Source organism: Psychrobacillus sp. NEAU-3TGS (assembly GCF_029955155.1).
Classification (GTDB): Bacteria; Bacillota; Bacilli; order Bacillales_A; family Planococcaceae; genus Psychrobacillus.
Map to the genome: position 1 here is coordinate 68663 of NZ_JAPNOZ010000010.1, position 20829 is coordinate 89491.

Annotated in this window: 17 protein-coding genes; 3 read left to right on the plus strand and 14 right to left on the minus strand. The window is 37.3% G+C overall.

Annotated elements, in window-relative coordinates; genetic code table 11:
• Window positions 1–5: 5 nt before the first annotated feature.
• Window positions 6–1319, plus strand: coding sequence for a helix-turn-helix domain-containing protein (locus OR571_RS08870; protein WP_282242457.1), 1314 nt, complete (start codon window positions 6–8; stop codon window positions 1317–1319).
• Window positions 1320–1686: 367 nt separating this feature from the next.
• Here the strand turns inward: OR571_RS08870 and OR571_RS08875 are convergent, their stop codons facing one another.
• The 8 genes from OR571_RS08875 to OR571_RS08910 all read right to left on the minus strand — a co-directional run bounded on the left by OR571_RS08875 (window position 1687) and on the right by OR571_RS08910 (window position 11415).
• Window positions 1687–2997, minus strand: a complete 1311-nt coding sequence (locus tag OR571_RS08875; RefSeq protein ID WP_282242458.1) for a hypothetical protein — start codon at window positions 2995–2997, stop codon at window positions 1687–1689.
• A gap of 2 nt (window positions 2998–2999) precedes the next feature.
• Entirely contained in the window at window positions 3000–4052 is a 1053-nt protein-coding gene (locus OR571_RS08880) for an ABC transporter ATP-binding protein (protein WP_282242459.1), read from the minus strand.
• A gap of 14 nt (window positions 4053–4066) precedes the next feature.
• Window positions 4067–5029, minus strand: coding sequence for an ABC transporter ATP-binding protein (locus tag OR571_RS08885; RefSeq protein WP_282242460.1), 963 nt, complete (start codon window positions 5027–5029; stop codon window positions 4067–4069).
• Window positions 5030–5044: 15 nt separating this feature from the next.
• Window positions 5045–5950, minus strand: a complete 906-nt coding sequence (locus tag OR571_RS08890) for an ABC transporter permease (RefSeq protein WP_142539116.1) — start codon at window positions 5948–5950, stop codon at window positions 5045–5047.
• Window positions 5951–5963: 13 nt separating this feature from the next.
• Window positions 5964–6878, minus strand: a complete 915-nt coding sequence (locus OR571_RS08895; protein ID WP_142539115.1) for an ABC transporter permease — start codon at window positions 6876–6878, stop codon at window positions 5964–5966.
• 376 nt (window positions 6879–7254) lie between these two features.
• Window positions 7255–8802: an ABC transporter substrate-binding protein gene (locus OR571_RS08900; RefSeq protein WP_282242461.1), complete on the minus strand. Its 1548-nt coding sequence runs from the start codon at window positions 8800–8802 to the stop codon at window positions 7255–7257.
• Window positions 8799–10040, minus strand: a complete 1242-nt coding sequence (locus tag OR571_RS08905; RefSeq protein ID WP_282242462.1) for a M20 metallopeptidase family protein — start codon at window positions 10038–10040, stop codon at window positions 8799–8801. Before OR571_RS08905 ends, OR571_RS08900 begins: the two co-directional genes overlap by 4 nt.
• Window positions 10027–11415 (minus strand): M20/M25/M40 family metallo-hydrolase, encoded by a 1389-nt coding sequence (locus tag OR571_RS08910; protein WP_282242463.1) that lies wholly within the window; start codon window positions 11413–11415, stop codon window positions 10027–10029. Before OR571_RS08910 ends, OR571_RS08905 begins: the two co-directional genes overlap by 14 nt.
• A gap of 180 nt (window positions 11416–11595) precedes the next feature.
• Here OR571_RS08910 and OR571_RS08915 point away from each other — a divergent pair, with 180 nt between their 5' ends.
• Window positions 11596–12783 carry a M20 family metallopeptidase gene (locus OR571_RS08915; RefSeq protein ID WP_282242464.1) on the plus strand — a complete coding sequence of 396 codons (1188 nt, stop codon included), beginning with the start codon at window positions 11596–11598 and terminating at the stop codon, window positions 12781–12783.
• Between the two features lie 278 nt (window positions 12784–13061).
• Here OR571_RS08915 and OR571_RS08920 read toward each other — a convergent pair whose 3' ends face one another.
• The gene (locus tag OR571_RS08920; protein ID WP_282242465.1) at window positions 13062–13703 is read right to left on the minus strand and encodes an SIMPL domain-containing protein; all 642 of its coding nucleotides are present in this window, start codon (window positions 13701–13703) and stop codon (window positions 13062–13064) included.
• Window positions 13704–13928: 225 nt separating this feature from the next.
• Here OR571_RS08920 and yyaC point away from each other — a divergent pair, with 225 nt between their 5' ends.
• Window positions 13929–14468, plus strand: coding sequence for a spore protease YyaC (yyaC, locus tag OR571_RS08925; protein WP_282242466.1), 540 nt, complete (start codon window positions 13929–13931; stop codon window positions 14466–14468).
• Between the two features lie 35 nt (window positions 14469–14503).
• Here the strand turns inward: yyaC and OR571_RS08930 are convergent, their stop codons facing one another.
• The 5 genes from OR571_RS08930 to OR571_RS08950 form a co-directional block, all read right to left on the minus strand.
• Window positions 14504–15826 carry a CitMHS family transporter gene (locus OR571_RS08930; RefSeq protein ID WP_282242467.1) on the minus strand — a complete coding sequence of 441 codons (1323 nt, stop codon included), beginning with the start codon at window positions 15824–15826 and terminating at the stop codon, window positions 14504–14506.
• A 254-nt stretch (window positions 15827–16080) separates the two neighbouring features.
• A complete protein-coding gene (locus OR571_RS08935) occupies window positions 16081–16785 on the minus strand; it encodes a response regulator (RefSeq protein WP_282242468.1) in 705 nt (234 codons plus the stop codon).
• A gap of 210 nt (window positions 16786–16995) precedes the next feature.
• Window positions 16996–18591 (minus strand): ATP-binding protein, encoded by a 1596-nt coding sequence (locus OR571_RS08940; RefSeq protein ID WP_282242469.1) that lies wholly within the window; start codon window positions 18589–18591, stop codon window positions 16996–16998.
• Between the two features lie 457 nt (window positions 18592–19048).
• A complete protein-coding gene (locus tag OR571_RS08945; protein WP_282242470.1) occupies window positions 19049–19816 on the minus strand; it encodes a LysM peptidoglycan-binding and 3D domain-containing protein in 768 nt (255 codons plus the stop codon).
• A gap of 202 nt (window positions 19817–20018) precedes the next feature.
• Entirely contained in the window at window positions 20019–20807 is a 789-nt protein-coding gene (locus OR571_RS08950; protein WP_282242471.1) for an ABC transporter ATP-binding protein, read from the minus strand.
• Window positions 20808–20829: the final 22 nt, after the last annotated feature.

The window sequence follows — 20829 nt, forward strand, 5'->3', positions numbered from 1 at the left end:
TAAAAATGCCAAGAATTCGTATTTTCACTACAAAAAATTCATTAAAGTGGGTCAAGAATGTAGAATTACTAAGCATTGAACCCTGTAATTTTGAGTTTACTGTTTATGATTCATTAGCCCATTTACAAGAAATATTTTTAGAAAAAATTCAACAAGTCGATGGTATATTGTTTAGTGGACAGATTCCTTATTTTTTTATTCAACAACATTTTCCGAATGTACCCGTCCCAATGTTGCATTTCGACATCACTCAAGCGGACTTTTACAGAGCTCTTTCCGAATATATTTATAAGCATAAAGATTTCCAAATGAAAAGATGTTTAGTAGATTTTTTATATGAAGAAAACAATTATTTAGGTGTGTATGAATGGGCTGAAAAAGATGATACCCCGTATCTCTTTGATCTTAGTATGCAAGCATACGCAGATATGGATGTATATAATAAATTGCGGGATTATCATATAGAGATGTGGAAACAAAACAAAGTAGATGTGAGTATGACACGACTAGGTAATTTACCTGAAATGTTAGAGCCGTATGGTATCAAGCCCATATTAGTTGTTCCTTCTGAACAAAGTATGAACAAGATAATTGAGGCGTTATTAAAAGAAATACAACTCCTTCAATTGATTGAAAACCAAGTAGTTATTGGTCACTTGGAAATGGCCATTAACCGTGATAATATGGCAGATTTAGAATATCGACAAATGTCATTACATAAGGCAATTCTTGATTTTAGTAAGAACAACCAAATGTCTTTTATTATCCATCGAAATGTTTTTTATTATGAAATTATAACTAATTATAGTGATTTCAAATTAATTACAAACGAGATGCAAAATTGTCAATTAGCATCATTTTTAACACGGGAATTAATATTTCCTGTACACATCGGTTGGGGAATTGGCAACTCCATTCAAGAAGCGCAACTTAACGCAGAAAAAGCTTCACAAATCTGTGCAACTTCAGAAACTCAGTCCTATATTTTGTCCAAGGAGGAAACATTGATCGGCCCACTAGGCGACAAAGATTGGATAAGAGTTGAAACGCAATATGATTTGGGAATAGAAAAATTAAGTGTAAAACTAAACACTTCTCCCTTACAAATACAAAAAATTATTGCCGTAATGGATAAATTACAATCTAACATGATCGCGTCCGAAGACTTAAGCACCCATCTAGGAATTACAACAAGAGCTGCAAATCGCATATTAAAAAAGTTAGAAGAACATGGAGCTGCCACTGTATCTACTCAACTTCAGAAAAAATTACGCGGACGTCCGAAAAAGGTGTATGAAATACATTTTGACAGACTATAGAGAGCAGACAGATCAACAAATGTAGTAATCGAACCCTCTTATGGATAGGCTTTTTTATAGATTACTATTAATCGTACAAGTTCTACGGTTAAAAATAATAACGAACCAATTGGTAGTTTCCTTTTAAGACTTATTCCCCACCTTTAATAGACTATACCTTGTACATCCTTTAAGAGAATAGTCATAATTAGGCATAATAAATTAAAAGCTCTAAGAACTTTAATAGTTCATTAGAGCTTTTATGTCTGTTTTTGGTGGTACAATCTTTCCAATCATACGATTTATGCCCAAAAAATGTTTTTACACTAGTCCTAAATAACATATTTTATCTCACTACCACGTAAGTACAGTACCAACTGAGACACAGCTACGTTAACTCTGATACAATAGCGTAAATTTTTTTCGGTCTTCCAGGTTTACCAGAAGATTCTTCTCTCACCACTTCTAGTAATCCCATTTGTTCAAGCTCATTTAAAATTCGACGTGTGTTTCGATCCGTGTTTTTTAAAAGGTCTGTTATTAGTTCACTACTAAATTGCTGAATATGTTTTAACTTTAAAAAGTGGTAGATTTTCGCTGGGATTACCGGTGTATAAGAATTTTCTTGTAAAGCTTTCTTCCAGTAAACAGGTAAATTCTCTACTGTATAATAACTTGTATGCTCTTTGGAATAATCAATGACATTCTTTTCTTCATTTACAAATAAAATACTCGTCTCGCCTTTAGATGATTCTTGAGAGAATGCTAAGTCTACATGCTTTTGTGCTTCATGAACAGTATAGCCTGATCCGATACCTACCCTTAACCTTAAAGACGTCTGCAATTCTACTTCTTTAATGATATCTTCAAATGACCTTTCCGAGTTAAGTAGTTCAAAGTCTCCATGCGTTGTATAAATATGAAATCGACCATCCTGCTGATTGCTTAAAGCGCCGTTTAGTAATTCAGCAACCTTTTGTAATTCTAGCTCAAGATGAAGACTTTTTTTCCGTTTTTCATATATGTACGTAGACAAATTAGATGATTGCTTCTCACGTAACTCGAATCCAATAATAGCGACTTTTAATTTTTCATATATTTGACTATTTGCTCGGGAAACAAGTAAATTTAGAACAGTCTTGATAGCAAGTTGAGAAGGGACTAAACGATAGCAAGGAATACCTTTTTTCGTTAATTCCTGGTATACCGTTAACAAACAAGTTAGTGCTACCTGAGTCTTTCCTTTTTCATATAAGTCTGAATGGAAATTAATTAGTTCATCATATGGTTTGTAACGTTCATAAGGTAACAATTCAAATGATAAATTGTTTAATGAAAATTCATTCAGTACTAGCCTTACTGTTGTCTCATCAACGGTATCTAAACTTATCCGCTTCACGATAGTTTCCTTATCCTGAACAACTCGCAGACAGGTACCAAGCAAACTGATTCCATGAAGCGGGGGAAAACTAGCTTCTTCTTCAGAAATTAACCCATGATGCAATGAATAGTAATAAGGATTTTGACCAGAAAATATCCACTGAGTGACATTATATCGATGTTCACTCAAAATGGTGGACAATTGACTCGGGTGCGAATATTCATATTCAACTAATTCAATACGTGCATCCTTGTTCGCCACTTCCCTAATCTGACTAAGTGAATCACTTGGTCCGATTGCTCCAATCCTCACTTTCATATTCATTTATCCTTTCTAGTCTTAATAACTTCAGGCAATACGTTTGTATTCTTGTCACTTAATGGATAATGACATGCGACAAAATGATTTGGAAATACCTCTAAATAATCCGGATCACTTTGTTTACAAAGATCTGTAGCATAAGGACAGCGAGGATGAAAATGGCAGCCTGATGGCGGATTGCTCGGATTCGGTATTTCACCTTCGATTAATTGGTGTTCTTTTCGAAAAAGTGGATCAGGAATTGGCACCGAATCGAGAAGAGCATGGGTATAAGGATGAAGCGGTCTCTCAAAAATTTCGTTCCGATCAGCAAGTTCTACCATTCTACCCAAGTACATGACCCCGATTCGATCACTAATGTGCCGTACTGCCGGTAATCCATGAGCAATGAATATATAAGTCAAGCCCATTTCACGCTGAAGCTTTTTTAATAAATTTAATATTTGTGCTTGAATCGATACATCCAAAGCAGAAACAGCTTCGTCACATACAATTACTTGTGGCTTTAAAGCTAAGGCACGCGCTATACCTATACGTTGTCTTTGACCACCACTGAACTCGTGCGGAAATCTTTTTAACTGGTGTTCACCTAAGCCGACTAACTTCATCAATTGCATTACTTCATCTCGTAATGCCTGTCCACTTGCCAGTCCATGGACAACCAATGGCTCACCAATAAGTTCTTCAACTGTCATTCGTGGGTTTAAGGAAGAGTATGGGTCTTGAAAAATAACTTGCAAATCGCGTCTCGCTTTCCTTAATTCCTCTTGAGACATACCCGCAATATCCTTATCTTTAAAGTATATATGACCTTCCGTGGCATCCAATAAGCCTAGAATCAATTGACCAGTAGTAGACTTTCCACAACCAGATTCCCCCACAATACCTAGCGTTTCTCCTTCATACACCTTAAAGCTAAGACCATCTACCGCGCGTATCTTTGTGGTGGTCTTTTTAACAAATCCCTTTGTCATGTCGAAATGTTTTTTCAAGTTTTGTACTTCTATTATAACTTTCTCTTCTGTGCTTAATTCCTCATTCAATTGAATCATTTCAAAATCACCCCCTACACTTTAATGCAACGCTTTGCATGCCCTTCACTAACATATTCTAAATCCGGATGGATTCTTTTGCATTCCACATCTGCCAATGGGCATCTTGGATGAAACTTACACCCTGATGGCATATTCGTCGGATTTGGAACAGTTCCTTCTATTGAATACAAATCATCTACAACATCATGTACTTTTGGTATCGATGCCATTAATCCCTTTGTATATGGATGTCTAGGATTCTTAAACAGTTCAAATACAGATGCTTCTTCTACTACTTCCCCTGCATACATTACAATAACTCGATCAGCAAGCTCCGCTACCACCCCTAAATCATGGGTAATGATCATAATACTCGTATTAGATTTTTCCTTTAAATTTCTCATTAATGTCAATATTTGGGCTTGAATAGTTACATCTAACGCTGTTGTGGGCTCATCGGCAATCAATAATCGTGGGTTACAAGATAAAGCAATTGCTATCATCACACGTTGACGCATTCCTCCAGATAATTGATGAGGGAAGCGTCCCATTACTTTTTCTGCGTCCGGGATTCCAACTAGCTCTAACATTTCTATTCCGCGAATATTCGCTTGCTCTTTTGTCATTTTATAGTGAACAATTAAAGTTTCTCGAATTTGATACCCAATTGTAAATACAGGATTTAAAGCAGTCATAGGTTCTTGGAAAATCATTGAGATTTCATTTCCCCGTAATGCTCTATAATCTTTTTTACTTAGTGTACGTAAGTTTTTTCCGTTAAATGTCATTTCACCCTCATATACCTCACCATTTGGAGGCAGAATTCCCATTAAAGCAAGAGAAGTAACGCTCTTTCCACTTCCGGATTCACCTACTATCGCTAACGTTTCTCCCTCATTCACATTAAACGTAACTCCATTTACAGTTGATACATGACCGTCTTCAGTTTTAAAACGTACTTTTAAATCCTTAACGTTCATTAGTTTTTCCACCATATTATCACCTCTCGATTAGTCTTTTATTTTCGGGTCAAGTATGTCCCTTAGCCAGTCTCCAAGGAAAATAACACCCAGTACTGTAACTGTTATCGCTATACCTGGGAAAGTCGCTACCCACCAGCTTGTGGCAACGTATTGTCGTCCATCGCTTAACATAAGCCCCCAAGAGACATCAGGTGATTGAATACCTAAACCTAAAAAACTTAAACTCGCTTCCATTATTATGGTTGTAGCTACATTTAATGTAGCTATGACTATAAAAGAAGAAATGACATTCGGCAAAATATATTTGGTAATAATTCGAAAGTCTTTAGCTCCAATAGCTTTAGCAGACCTTACGTAATCTCTTTCTTTGACACTTAGCGTCTCACTTCGCACCATACGTGCATATACAACCCATGAAGTTCCACCAAGCACTAGTATGAGCGTTGTTAAACTTGGTCCTAACACAGCTAGAATAATTAACATAAATAAGATGTTCGGAATTGCAAGAAAGGAATCTACAGTTCTCATTATTATGAAATCCCATATTTTCCCATAGTATCCTGCAATTAATCCAAAAAACATACCGATGATGCCTGCTAGTATTACAGAGCTAATACCCACTAATAGGGAAATTCGAGAGCCATAAATAATACGACTCAGTACATCTCGTCCTAAATTATCCGTCCCCAGTGGATAATCCATATTTCCACCCTCTGCCCAAAAAGGAGGCAATAAACGATGGACAACATCTGTTTTTGCTGGATCATACATCGCAATAAAAGGTGCAAAAATAGCCATAAGACTCACTACAAGTACAATTGAAAGACCAACAAGCCCAGTTTTACTTTTCAATAAACGTTTTCCTAATTTTCCTAATCGCTTTCCATAATTACGATTTTCAGCAATAGCTGTCCGTTCTATAGTGGAAGTCATTTCATCAGCCTCCTTAGTCGTATTTGATTCGCGGATCTAGTAGACGATATGTTAAATCTGCTATTAGGTTACTTAAAATAACAAATATAGCAATCAGAAATGTCGCTGCCTGAACAACGGCCATATCACGTAAATTAACAGCTTGGACAAGTAACTGGCCTAATCCAGGCCAAGCAAAAACTGTCTCGGTAATCAGTGTTCCACCGACCAATGTAGAAGTTTGTAATGCCATAATCGTCACAACCGGTATTAATGCATTCCTAAATGCATGCTTGTTTACAACAAGCGCTTCTTTCAGCCCTTTACTACGTGCTGTTCGGATAAAGTCTTGACCTAATATCTCCAACATACTTGAACGAATGAGTCTCGTCATTTCAGCAGCGATACCGGTACCGAGTGTAATTGCTGGCAATACTAAGTACAAAAGTCCTCCTCTTCCTGATACAGGGAATATTTGAGTGTTAACTGCTAGAAATAATATGAGCATAATACCTAACCAAAAGCTCGGCATTGCTTTACCAAGTACTGCACCACCCGTAATAAATAAATCTAGAAAACTATTTCTTTTTACTGCGGATAATATTCCAAGAGGGATTGAAATTATAATTGCTACAATCATGGAGGCAAAAGCCAATTCAAATGTAGCTGGTAAACGCTCCAATACGAGAGCAAAAGCATCCGTATTGTATCTAAAAGATTCCCCGAAATCTCCTCTCACTAAATCACTCAAATATGTAAAATATTGAACTGGAAGGGGGTCATTAAAACCTAATGCTTCTCTTAATGATTCACGTTCTTCATCAGTTGCGGTTTCAGGTAGCATAAGGGATACAGGGTCTCCGGTAACTCTTACTAGCAAGAACACAATCAATGTAATAAGGAGCAAGACAGGAATGGTTTTTAACAAGTTTTGAAGAAAATATTTCATATAATGGCTCCTCCTCTAATCTAGTTGTCTATTCAATATGTAGAATTTTTTTAATCCCAATCGAATAATTTTCAACCTTTGGACTTTTATAGTCGTATATACTCAATCTAATAAATGGAGTATTAAGAGATAAAGTGAAACTTCAATCAGTGGGGGTTTTTCGACGCACAGGACGTGCTAGTGGGGACGTTGCGACATGGACGTCGCGCTTTTAGTCCCCGTCATTCCCCACTGATTGTTAGTTGACCCAATCGGGCTTTTACGGGCAGTTGACCTCCCACTTATCTTTTCAATTTTCTTCAATCTTGAAGTGGGAGTCTTACTGCCCGTTAATGCGGGATAAATATTGAAAAAGAGGGGAATTGTCCCCTCTTTATTATTTCAATGTAATGTTATCTACATAGAACATTTCATCCAAACGAGGCTCGAAAGAAACTCGGTCATTCACACCATAAAGGGACTCCAACTGATATAGATAAATTTGTGGTCGATCTTCAGCAATTAACTCTTGGGCTTTTTTGTATTGCTCAGCACGTTCTTCTAAGTTCATATTCGATTCTGCGGTTACTAATAAACTTTCAGTTTCCGGGTTATCATAATCTGTTTCACCCACTGCCATTTCTTTCTTTAAACGGTCAAGCGCAAGTGATGCATCAAACATAGAGTTTCCATACCCAATATAAAATAAGTCTCCGAAAGAGCGTTCTTGATATTTTTGATTAAACGAACTCCATTCAAGCAGTTCTAAATTAACTGTAATCCCAACTTCTTGTAACATAGCTGCTATTAACTCAACAGATTCTTTATCTTTTAAATAACGACCATTTGGAGAGCTAAGCGAAAGTTCCAAGCCATCTGCATAACCCGCTTCCTTTAACAATTCTTTAGCTCTTTCAGGATCATATAAAGTTTTTTCATATAAATCCTCATTTGCACCTACGTTACCTGGTGTAACACGGGTACGAGTAACTTTCCCTGCACCTTCAAGTAAAGAATCAACAATTGCTTGTTTGTCAATAGCTAAGTCGATTGCTTCGCGAACAAGTGGATCAGCGGTAGGTCCCTCTCCCCCTGTACGTGCAACAAGCATCATAACTCGTTGCGTAGGAGATTTTAAAATATCGACACCCTCAGTAGATTCAATACGTTTTAAATCTGTCGGTGGAATATTCACTGCAATATCAACACCACCAGTTAACAATTCTGATACGCGTGTGGAATCTTCAGGGATACTGCGAAATACAACTTCTTCCCATTTTGCAGGCTCACCAAAATAATTTTCGTAAGCTTCAATTGTTAAGCGATCATCTTTCTTCCACTCTTTAAATTTATAAGGGCCAGTTCCAACTGGTGCTTCTAAAAATACATCCCAGCCTTCAGTTTCAATATAATCTTTCGGTAAAATACTTGAACCGAGACGGGACAAACGATTTAGAAGCGCAGGCTCTGGATTTTCCGTAATGATTTGGAATTCATAGTCTCCTAGTACAACAACTTCTTTAATTTGTTTGTAAGAACCATATTCTAATAACGTATCGTCTTTTGCAACGCGTTCTAGCGTGAACTTAACGTCATCTGCTGTTAAATCCTCACCATTGTGAAATTTAACTCCTTCTTTTAGCTTAAATGACCACGTTTTATCATCCACGTTTTCCCAGCTTTCAGCTAAGTCGGGTAAAAATCCATCTTCTCCTCCGTTTTTCACTAAGTAATTAAACATATTTACATGAACGGCTTCCGTACTAGTTGTATTGTGATTATGAATATCAAAAGATGATAAATCCGTTCCATTTGCAATAACCAATGTTTTTGAATCGCTTTTTTCAACAGGTGCCTCACCTACTGCACCTTCTTTATCACTATTAGAGCACCCAGTTACAATAAGAATTAATATTAGTAGCAATGAAAATATCTTTTTCTTCATTTAGTTTCCCTCTTTTCATCTAGTAAATATTGATAAGTAAGATAACTTAATACTGTCATTCCATATCGAATTGCTTCTTCATCCACATTAAATTTAGTAGTGTGAATGCCATGAGCGGTAGATTCTCCGGAATTCGTTCCAAGCCTGAAAAATACAGAGGGAACTTCTTGGGCAAAGTAAGCAAAGTCCTCTCCACCCATCGATGGATTAGTATATTTCAATGCATCTTCTCCAAATAACTCACTTACTACATCATGAAGTAATGCCTTTGCGGATTTATCATTTTGAACAGAAGGTGTGACTTTCTCATATGTTAATCGAACGGATCCACCAAAAGCGGCAGCTACATTTGATGCAATTTGCTCAATGCGTATTGGCATCGCTTCTCGTGTGGCAGGAATCATCGTACGAACCGTTCCATTAACTTTTACCGTATTCGGTAATATTGTGCCTTTTGTTCCTCCTTGAATTTGTCCAATACTTAGAACTACTGAGTCCAGTGGATCAATTTGACGGCTAACAATTTGTTGAAGGGCAACAAGCACTTGCGCTGTAATCATCACAGCGTCCACAGCTAGGTGAGGATGTGCAGCATGTCCTCCCTTACCAGTCACTTCTAGTTCGAAAATATCTACTGCTGCACAACTAAATTCTGAATTTGTAATAGAAAATTCACCCACTTGTAACGAAGGGGCAACATGAAGGCCTGCCATTAAATCCACAGGGGGATTTTGTAGTGCACCATCATCAATCATTGCTTTAGCCCCTGCTCCTACTTCTTCAGCAGGTTGGAAAAATAATTTCAAGGTCCCCCTCTCAAGTCCCATAACAGAAATTATTTTTGCAACTCCAAGTAAATTAGTTGTGTGGACATCGTGTCCGCATGTATGAGCAATACCTGAATTGACACTTCTGTAGATTTCATCAATTTCATCTGGCATTGGTAATGCATCCATATCAGCACGCAGTCCTATCACCGGTCCTGGATGCTCTCCTCTCAATATACCGATAACTCCAGTCCCACCAACACCTTCCGTTACTTCATATCCCCATTCTTTCAAACATGAGGCAACAATGGTGGATGTGCGTTTTTCTTGAAATGCGAGTTCCGGAAATTTACGTAAATCACGTCTGATGACAATCATGTCATCAAATATAGCGTCTACCATTTCTACTAGTTTAGGAGATAACTCCTTCACGCGTTCAAATGGATCTATCTGTGTATTAGATTGCTTCACTTGTCACTCCACCTTCCTCATTCATCTTTTCTTCAAATTTAAAAACGAGTGCAGCTATCAATTTAATATTTTCAACAAAATCCTCAATTCTTATATTTTCATTTGGTGCATGTGTATAGGAGGCAAAGTGACCAACTCCAAAGGAAACAGATGGAATACCATATCGTTGACTCAAGTCATACATCGGTCCTGTTCCTGGTGTGTTAGGCACAATATTTGGTGGAAGTTCGCTATATGTGCTAATAGTTTCAATGACTGCTTCTGCAATTTTTTCACTAGGATTGGTTCGTGCAGCCTCTTCAGCGCCAAAAACCCGAATGCCAATGTCTTCATACCCATTTACATCCAAATAAGTTCGTAAATCCTTTAATAACTGATCAGGTTTTTGTCCTGGAACTAAACGAAAATCAATTTTAGCAAATGCTGAAGAAGGCAAAATTGTTTTTGAGCCTTCTCCTGTGTATCCGGATTGGATTCCACAAATATTACAAGTAGGTTCATATAAATACTTTGACTTTAACTTTTCCCCAGAAAGTCCATTAATAAATTGTTTGAGACCTAAATGCTCCAATGTGGAGTTTTCCTCTAATATATAACGAGAAAGTAAAATTTCCTCTTCGGAAGTTACCGGTTGAATAGACTCATAGAAACCAGGTATGAGTACACGATCATTCTTATCTTTTAATAAATTTAATGCCCAAACCAAGCGCCAAATAGGACTTTCAATAATAGAAGCCTGAGCTGAATGTAAGTCTGTATTTGCACCGTCAATGAAAAGCTCTACATATAACATACCTTTTACACCGAGTGATACTTGCAAACGATCATCGGCATCCCGGTAACCAAACTCCCATACACATCCATCTGATTGGATTTTATCTTGGTGGTGGTTAGCGAAGTCAGCTAAATGGATACTACCTATCTCTTCTTCCCCTTCAAAAATGAATTTAATATCAATAGGCAACTCTCCCATTACTTGTTTAATAGCATGAATCGCTGCTATACGTGCTATGATATTTCCTTTATTATCAGCAACACCTCGAGCATAGATTTTCCCGTTTTTTATCGTTGGTTCAAAAGGGGGACTGTCCCATAATTCAATGGGATCTTCCGGCTGTACATCGTAATGATTATAAAAACTTAAGGTTGTGGTCTTCTTCCCAGCCAAATGAGCGTAAACGACTGGTTGTCCTCTTGTAGGCAATATTTCAGGTTTAGTTTGTAAAGCTTGGGCAAAAAGACTTTCTAGAAAATCCCTACTTTCTACCATTCCACGATTTTGTGCGGCAACACTAGGTATCTCACAAAATTTACACAGCCACTCTATATACTCTTCTCTATGCTCTTCAATAAACTCAAAAATACTTTTATCCAAGCTTTATTATCCCCCTTTTTGGAAATTTACCATTATTAATTCTTTTCATCTTACTGAACACAAAGTTACTTGTCAATGAGTTTTTATAAAATTTAAAATGTTATAAATATATTGATTTATTGAAGTATAAAAGGTTATTCTTATTACTATAAAAACGGAGAAAAGGAGATGCATTGGACAATGACAGACAGTTATAAATTTATATCACAAAATCTAGAGAACATTAGAGAAGATCTTATAAGTCTCGTACAATCGGAGTCTCCAAGTTCTGAAAAAAGCCTTGTGGATTTAACAGGAAATTTAATAAAGGACATTATCCATAATCGTCTTGGAGATAATTACATCTGTACAGAACATAAGAACAAGGAGACAGGAAATCACCTTCAATTCGAAAAAAAGGAAGACACTAAACCTCGTATATTATTTCTTTGCCACTTTGATACTGTTTGGAAAAAAGGAGAAATACCTCTTCGTTTCGAGGAAGATGTGTTTTACGGTCCTGGGGTTTTTGATATGAAAGCAGGATTAATATCATCAATCTGGGCAATAAATTCATTAGAAAATACACTAGATAGATTGCCCATATCACCAGTATTTCTTTTTACGTCAGATGAAGAAACTGGAAGTTTAACCTCTAGAGAGTTAATCGAAGAAATAGCAAAAACATGTGATGCCGTTTTTGTAATGGAGCCAGCTGAGGGTAAAACAAATGCATTGAAAACAGCTAGAAAAGGAGTAGGAATGTATCATTTGCATGTACAAGGTATAAGTGCTCACGCTGGAAACCACCATGAGGATGGTGTGAATGCTATCCTCGAGATTGCTTACCTAGTGCAACAACTTCAAGAGCTGACAGATTATACAAAGGGGACAACTGTAAGTGTTGGCACTATTAGTGGAGGAACAACTTCTAATGTGGTACCCGAACACGCTTCTATTGAAGTTGACTTTCGCATCGCTTCTTTAGATGAAGCAGATCGAATTATGCAAACCATTGAGCAACTAACTCCTAAAAACCCACTTGCTAAACTAACTATTGCAGGAGAGTTAAACCGTCCACCACTTGAGAGAACGGAAGCAAATCAACAATTGTTTAAGCTCGCCCAGAATGCAGGGAAAAAACTTAACATTGAAATTACAGAAACTAGCGTAGGAGGAGTAAGCGATGGTAACTTCACCTCTGCTTTAGGTATCCCTACTATAGATGGACTTGGCATTCCAGGGGATGGCCCTCATGCCAGACATGAACATATACGATTCGATTTGTTTGCAGAAAGATGCGCTCTTGTTGCAGAGCTGTGTATTATATTCGGCGAAAATTTTATAAGTCATTTAGAAGAAAAAGAAGAAAAATTTATTATGAAATAACTGCACTTCTAGCGAAATTCATAAACACAAGTAACTCATTAAATGTTATTGAAGTGCAATAGTTAGAAGTTTTTCTGTTTTTCTTACAAATTGTATAAAAGAAAATATCGTTGGCTTCCTAAATAGATAAAGTAAGCCAACGATTGTTATAATTTTATGGATGTTATCATTATCCTTTTGCAAATAAAAAGATTAACATTTTCACAGAGTTCTTTAGGGAGGAGTGGTTTCCTTAAAGAGGAAATCCCTCTCTGACCGTGCTCAAAGAGGGATTAACATCAGTATTGAAACTTAACCCTTACTGCTGCGCTAATCGTGATTTGGCCCTCTTCAATTGGAGTCGTAAAATTTTGTTCGGCCATGGCGACTGATTTAAATGCAACAGGTTGATTTTGACTTTCTTCTACAATTTCTATTGGATGTGGATGTAAAGGTAATTGCATCGTTTCGGCTATCGTTTTTGCTTTTGTTTGTGCATCTTGGAGTGCTAGTCGAAGTGCTTGCTGGTAATAAGGGGACGTATCATCAATTCTAAACTGAACAGATGAAACGCGATTTGCACCATTTTGTACGGCAGTATCGATAACAGTACCAACTTGAGCTGTGTCTGTTACTTTTACGGTAATCGCATTTCTTACTTCATACCCGCGAAACACTTGCCTTCCATCTACAAAGTCATAATTCGGAACTATGTTATAAGTAGAAGTTTGGATATTCTCTCTAGGTATCCCTAATGCTAAAATAGACTGAATGACCTGGTTCATCAAGTTCGCGTTTTCTTGTTGGACTCTACTTAAATCTTCCCCCTCTGTACTCACCTCTAGCTGGAGTTGTACATAGTTCGGTTGTGCATCTACTTTTCCATTTCCCGTCACTGTTATAACTCGCAGTGGAGGATATTGAACGTTTGAAAAATACATACCATCGCCCCTTTCATACTGTTCATCCTATTTATTCTATGCACGCGATTTCAGAAACATAATACCCCTTGATTGAAGCAAAGAAACTCCGCTTGAGTTTCGAACAATTCGGACTTATACTACAATTAATATAAACAGTTACATCGGAAGAATATTCTAAAGTGGACTTTCAACTGAGGGGAGCGTGACGAGGTGTTTCCTTTTAAGAAAAGAAAAACAGTGACTATGCATAATAGTACGTTGTATTTCACTTATTCCGCAGAATCATCTACGGAAGAAGATATGAATGAGATGTCCTCTCTGCTACGCACATTATGTAAAGCATCCAAAAGCGATATTGTCTTTCTATGCATTGGATCTGATCGTTCGACCGGAGATTCATACGGGCCATTTGTTGGAACTATGTTAAAAGAACAAAACTTCCCCTTCCATGTTTTTGGAACAATTGCAGAACCGGTACATGCACTAAATTTGAAAACTGTACTAGAAGAAATTCATCTCCAATTCAAAAACCCTGTTATTTTCGGCGTGGATGCCTGTTTAGGAGATGGTCACCAAATTGGTTCTATTATATTAAAGGACGGACCACTCACTCCAGGATATGCGATCAATAATATGCTACCGGCTGTGGGTAACTATCATTTAAAAGGAATTGTAAATTATTTAGACCCTGATTCCCCTATAAAATCATTAAATAGCACGAGACTTGATACTGTAATGAGTCTCGCAAAAACGACCTCCGCCATTCTATTAAGATCAATCTAAAAAGACGACGAATCCTAGATTCATCGTCTTTTGTATTATCCAATTGTAATAACACCTATCACTAATGCCGCAATTGTCATTACCACAACCGTTCCAAAAGCCCATTTCAATGCAAATCGCTGCAAATCACCAAATTCCGTTTCAACTAAGCCAATCAATAAATGTGCTGCTGCAACTAAAGGACTTAGTACGTGAACTGGTTGACCTAGTAACGATGCACGTCCTATTTCTACTGCACTAACACCGTATGCTTCCGCAGCTTGCGAGATAATCGGCAATACACCAAAATAGAATGCATTATTCGACATAAAGAAAGTAAATGGAGCACTTAGAAATGCCACGATTACTGTCAAATATGGTCCTAGTGCATCAGGAATAATCGCAACTAATGTATTTGCCATCGCATCAATCATTTCTGTACCACTCATAATCCCCGTGAAAATACCTGCTGCGATAACAATAGATACAACTGCTAATGCATTTTTAGAATGTACCGCAATACGTTCTTGTTGTAGTTTTATATCTGGATAGTTTACAAGTAATGCAATACCAAAGGCAATCATAAACAAGATAGCAAGGGACATGAAGTCAAGGATTAGACAAACCATCAATAAAATCGTTAATCCTAGGTTGAACCAAACAAGTTTTGGTCGTTTATAATGAGCTACTTCAGCTGTTGCAGCTAGCTCTGGGTTTGTATCAAACTGACTACCCCCGGATTTTTGGACTGGTTCCAGTTCAATAACTCCAACTCTTTTTCGTTCCATTTTTCCTAACATAAAAGCCGCTACAATAACCCAAACAAGTCCGATTCCCATTACTGGAATCATCGGGATGAACAATTCTGATGAATCTAGCCCTAATGAAGCCATAGCCATTGCGGATGCTCCACCCCATGGCGTCATATTCATAACTCCCATAGATAACATTGCTACAGTCGCTAAAACTAAACGATTCATACCGAGTCGCTTATAAAGAGGTAACAAGGAAGATACTGTGATGATATAAGTAGTTGTCCCATCTCCATCTAAAGCTACCATCATAGAAAGTACAGCAGTTCCTATAACAATCTTTAGGGGATCACCTTTTACTAACTGCAATATTTTAGCGATTAAAGGATCAAATAGACCGGTATCGATCATTATTCCAAAATATAAAATAGCAAATAAAATCATAATAGCCGTCATAGCCACTTTTTCTACGCCAGCTGCCATCATCGGTCCTAAGTCCGTCAAGAATCCACCGATAATTCCGAAAATTATAGGCACAATCATAATGGCAACTAATGCCGACAGTCGCTTCGACATGATTAAATACATAAATACGGCGACCATAGAAAAACCTAATAGTGATAACATTTATTAACCCCCTCATTACTTTGAAAACGTGCTCGCCTTCACTTAAGATTTCCAACGAATAAATTAAATGATAGCGCTTTCTTCACCTTTTTCTTATTTTTTTAATCTTATCAGCTATAAAAAATTTAAAATACAAAAAAACAATAATGGTTATTTTTTTTATTGTTATAATTATTTTCATATTTTTCACCAATGTTCTTCACATTAAAAAATCCCTATTGAGAAGTGTATGTCACAATTCATCAATAGGGATTTTATTTGGTTAACAGTTTGTATTTTCTTTCGGGTCTTCCAACACTTCCGTATAAAACTTCTACTTCCATTTCCTCTAGTGAAACTAAATACTCCAAATACCGACGCATAGTTGAATAACTTATTCCAACTAATCGACTAAATTCGTCTGCGCTTAAGCTCTCATTAATATGCATAATCTTACTTCTAACCAGTTTTAACGTGTGTTTATCAATTCCTTTTGGATAAGTTACTTGACTAGTGCTAGGCATCGACTTTATTTTATTGTTCGACCGGAATAAATCGTCTATGTTTTCCTGATTAACTAGTGAGTTTTGATGTAATTGCTCCCGCACTTCGTCATATTGCTTTAGTGCGGCAATAAACTTATCGATGATGATAGGCTTTATGAGATAACCAAATGCACCACCGCGTATTGCTTCGCTAACGGTTTTAGTATCATTCGCCGCGGTAATCATAATGACATCTATACCAAGATACTGTTTCCGAATTTCTCTAAGTAATTCAATTCCATTCATATCAGGCAAAAAAACATCCAGCAAGAGAAGCTGAGGCTGTATTGCTTTTAATAACTGTAGCGTTTGGCTTCCAGAACTTGCCGTAGCAATAACATTAAAATGATCAAGTTGATTGGTAAACTGTTTATAAATATTTACCGCATCTTCATCATCTTCTACAATAATGACATTTATCGTCTCTTTAGGCATTTTTCCTTTTACCCCTCCTTTTTTATCCCGCATTAACGGCAGTAAGACTCCACTTCAAAATTTAAGAAAAGCGATAAAGATAAGTGGGAGATCAACTGCCCGTAATAGCCCGATTGGATGACGGGGACTAAAAGCGGGACGTCCATGTCGCAACGTCCCCATTAGCACGTCCTGTGCGTCGGAAAACTCCCACTGATTGAAGTTTCACTTTCACTTTATCCTACTGTTTTGTGGAATAACAATTGTAAATCTTGCACCACCTAATTCACTTGTATCGATGTAAATCTGACCGTTCAATAATCCAATGGAATTTTTCACAATAGCCAAACCGAGACCATGGTTTTCTCCATCTTTAGTTGTATATCCTTCTTGAAAAATAATATCTTCCATCATTGTAGGAATACCCGGACCATTATCTTCAATATCAAATATGATTTCTTTGCCCAAATCGGTAAAAGATACTTTGACTAATCCTTTATGCTCGTTCTTTTTTCTTGTTGCTTCCATTGCATTCTCTATAATATTACCGATAATTGGGACGAAATGATTCGATTCTGCATTATCTAGGACGCTATCTAATCGACTATCAGGATCGATTTCTAAAGTGACTTGTAATTCTTTTGAACGATTTATTTTGCCAAGCAAGCAAGCCGCGATTAATGGATCTTTTACAGACTCCATAAGGAAAGAAACAATATTTTGTCGTTCACTCACTTCCGAAGATACGATACTAATCGCACGATCATATTCTTTCAACGTAAGCAACCCATAGATGGTATTTAATTTGTTGAGAAACTCATGGTTTTGGGCTCTCATGTTTTCAGAGAAAGTTTTTATCTTCGAAAATTCTTCCGTCAATTGTTCAATTTCTGATACTGTTCGTATTGTTAAAACAATCCCCATCAAATCTTGCTTACTTAATATTGGGGAAGCATCGAGCACATAGAGTTGTTGATTAAGCAACAGCTTCCTGTTTGTAAAACTTTCTTTTGTATTGATTGCTTCATTTATATAGTTCTCTAGCTGATTGTCTGCAATAATCGAACCAACAATAAGCTGCTGATCATGAAATAATTCGCGTGCACGCCTATTCATTGATGTAATTTTCTTATCGATGTTCACAGTAATTGTTGCTTCGCGAATAGATTCAAGTGTTGCTTCTTTTTCTGTAAAAAGAAAGGAGATTTCCGCTGGTTCTAATCCATACGTCAGTTTTTTAAGCCTTCTCGCTATTAATATTGCACCGCCTATTCCTATTAGAAGTGGAATAATAGCTAGTTGAATCACATGTTTTTTATAATTGAGTACTTGTTGTTCTATGCTATTCACTAAAAATCCGACGGAGGAGACTCCGATCACTTCTCCTTTATCGTTCCAAATTGGAGTTTTTGCTTTTATGGCTGGTCCGGATATCCCGTTACCACGGTAAATAATGGACTTTTGCTCGCGAAGCGGTGCCTCATTACTTGTAGCTGTTGGCTTCCCTATATTTTCTGGATTAGGATGCGAATAACGTATCCCCTGATCATTCGCAACAGTTACATAATCTGCTCCAGTTGTTTTTCGTATTGTTTCAGAAATCAATTGAATGCGTTTAGATGGATCTTCGTCTTCAAATGCTTCAATAATCGTAGGATGTTGTGCAGTTAGTTGTGCGACAGTCATCGCTTGTTTTCCCATATTGTTTTCTACAATATCATCGAGCATCGTAGAGAAGAGTATGCTAACTAACAATGTGCTGATTAAAACAACAACTATTATAAGTAAAGTCATTTGTGTCAATAACGTCACTCTCGATTTTTTCATCGGAACACCCATAACTCACTTCACGCCTTCGATATCATTAGTATGTATAGTGTTATAGCCTATCCAGTTATTATATAGTTTGTATCTCAATTCTTCAATGAGCGGAAGAGAGCACTTTTCCAAACAAGATCAGTGTGAGTAATAAAGGATATCTCGCATTCTAAGGAAACTGCGCGGTAGTGAGTTGAAGAAGTGTCCGCTTGGATTTCCGCTATAGGGTGGACGCTTTCAGCGGGCACGGCTTCAATCTCCTCGGAGCTCCGAAAACAAATGCTCCTGCGGTTACTCGTCCGCCTGGAGGGGAAATTACCTTTGCCATGTCTCTTTACCGCACAGTTTCCCTATAAAGTAACATACTTTATATTGTGGAGAAAAAGTTTTCCAGAAAACATAGATTTGATCATCATTTCAAGCACAAAAAAAAGACGAGTGCTAGGCCCCATCTTTTCTAACTATCTTAATCTAAAATTTTTACTTTAACGGTTTTCTTGCCCCAATTGACCGCTTCTTCTTTTGATGGGATGAAAATATCTATTTTATTTCCTTTAATCGCCCCACCAGTATCTCCAGCAATTGCTTCCCCATAGCCTTCTACCCACACTTTTGAACCTAGTGGAATAACGGAAGGATCTACAGAAATAACTTTCTGGTTAGGATTTGCAAGTAGGTCAATCCCTGTAGCTGTTACACCTGAGCAGCCTGCACAACTTGCTGTATAAGCTGTAGATGTAACCGTCAGCTCTTTCACTGCCTTTTCCACTGGAGCTGTTTCTTTAGCCACAGCAGGTTCTGCAGTTTTAGCTGTCTCATTAGATACATCTGCACTTGGTAAAGAAGCAGCACTTACTTTCGGTACAATCTTTTTCGTACCTTCAATTATTAATTCATCTCCAGGATGGATTAAGTCGCTAGTTAATTGATTACGATCCATTAACTCATCCACCGAGATATTATGTTGTTTGGCAATATTGAAAAGAGAATCTCCCAAAACAACGACATGCGTTTCAGGTTTATCTTCAATTTTTAACTCTTGAGCTGGAAAAATTACAGTTGATTCGAGTCCATTCCATACTTGTAAGTCTTGTACAGTTACATCTCTCTCTTTTGAAATAGACCAAAGTGTTTCTCCTTTTTCTACCGTATGAACACTTGATGCGGATGCTTGTCCCGCTGCTCCTACTGATAGTGCTGCGATTGCGGTTAGTGCAACAATTTGTTTTTTCATAAAATGAATTTCCTCCTTTTCACTAACGACACTTAGTTTAACATTTGAAGATGTCAATACTATTGCAAAATGATGAGAAGGAGATTTCAATTATATGACAAGATTTATTACACTTACTAAAAAACCTCCTTATCGATATTAAATAGAGGACGATAAGGAGGTTCTATTCTATTAATCTGGTCAACTCATTGACACAATGCAATTACCATACTACCCGTTGACGTCGTCTATATACTTTATTCTCTTTATAGTTTTTTTCCTCCTTTCCTATCCCTAAATAATGTTCACGAACCTCTTCATTGGATAATAGATAGTCCGCCTTTCCTTGCATGACGACTCTACCGTTTTCCATAATATATCCATAATCGGCAATGGAAAGGGCAACATTAGCATTCTGCTCCACAACTAACATGGAAGTTCCCTCTTCCTCATTGATCCGTTTAATGATTTGAAAAATCTCTTTCACCAGTAGCGGTGCAATCCCCAAGGACGGTTCATCCAGCAGTAATAGTTTTGGTGTTGCCATAATCCCCCTGCCAATAGCAAGCATTTGTTGCTCTCCACCGGATAAGTAACCTGCTTTTCTTGAGCGTAAAGCCTTTAGTTTAGGAAAATAGACAAATATCTTTTCCATATCTGCTTTAATATTAGTCCGATCTTTCCGTGAATAGGCCCCCGCCAATAAATTTTCTTCGACTGTTAAATCTCTAAATACATGTCTCCCTTCCATACAAAGAAATATGCCATTCTTTACAATTACATCAGGTGTCATATTGTTCAGACTTTTCCCTTGAAACTCGATTGTACCAGCGGTGATTTGTCCCCCCTCGCCAGACAATAAACCAGAAATTGACTTTAAGGTTGTCGACTTGCCTGCTCCATTGCTACCTAACAATGCAACAATCTTTCCCTCTGGTACATGAAGCGTCATGCCTTTCAATGCTAATATGATTTTCGAATAGACCGCTTCGACATTATTTACATGGAGCATCTTATTCTCCTCTCCACAAATT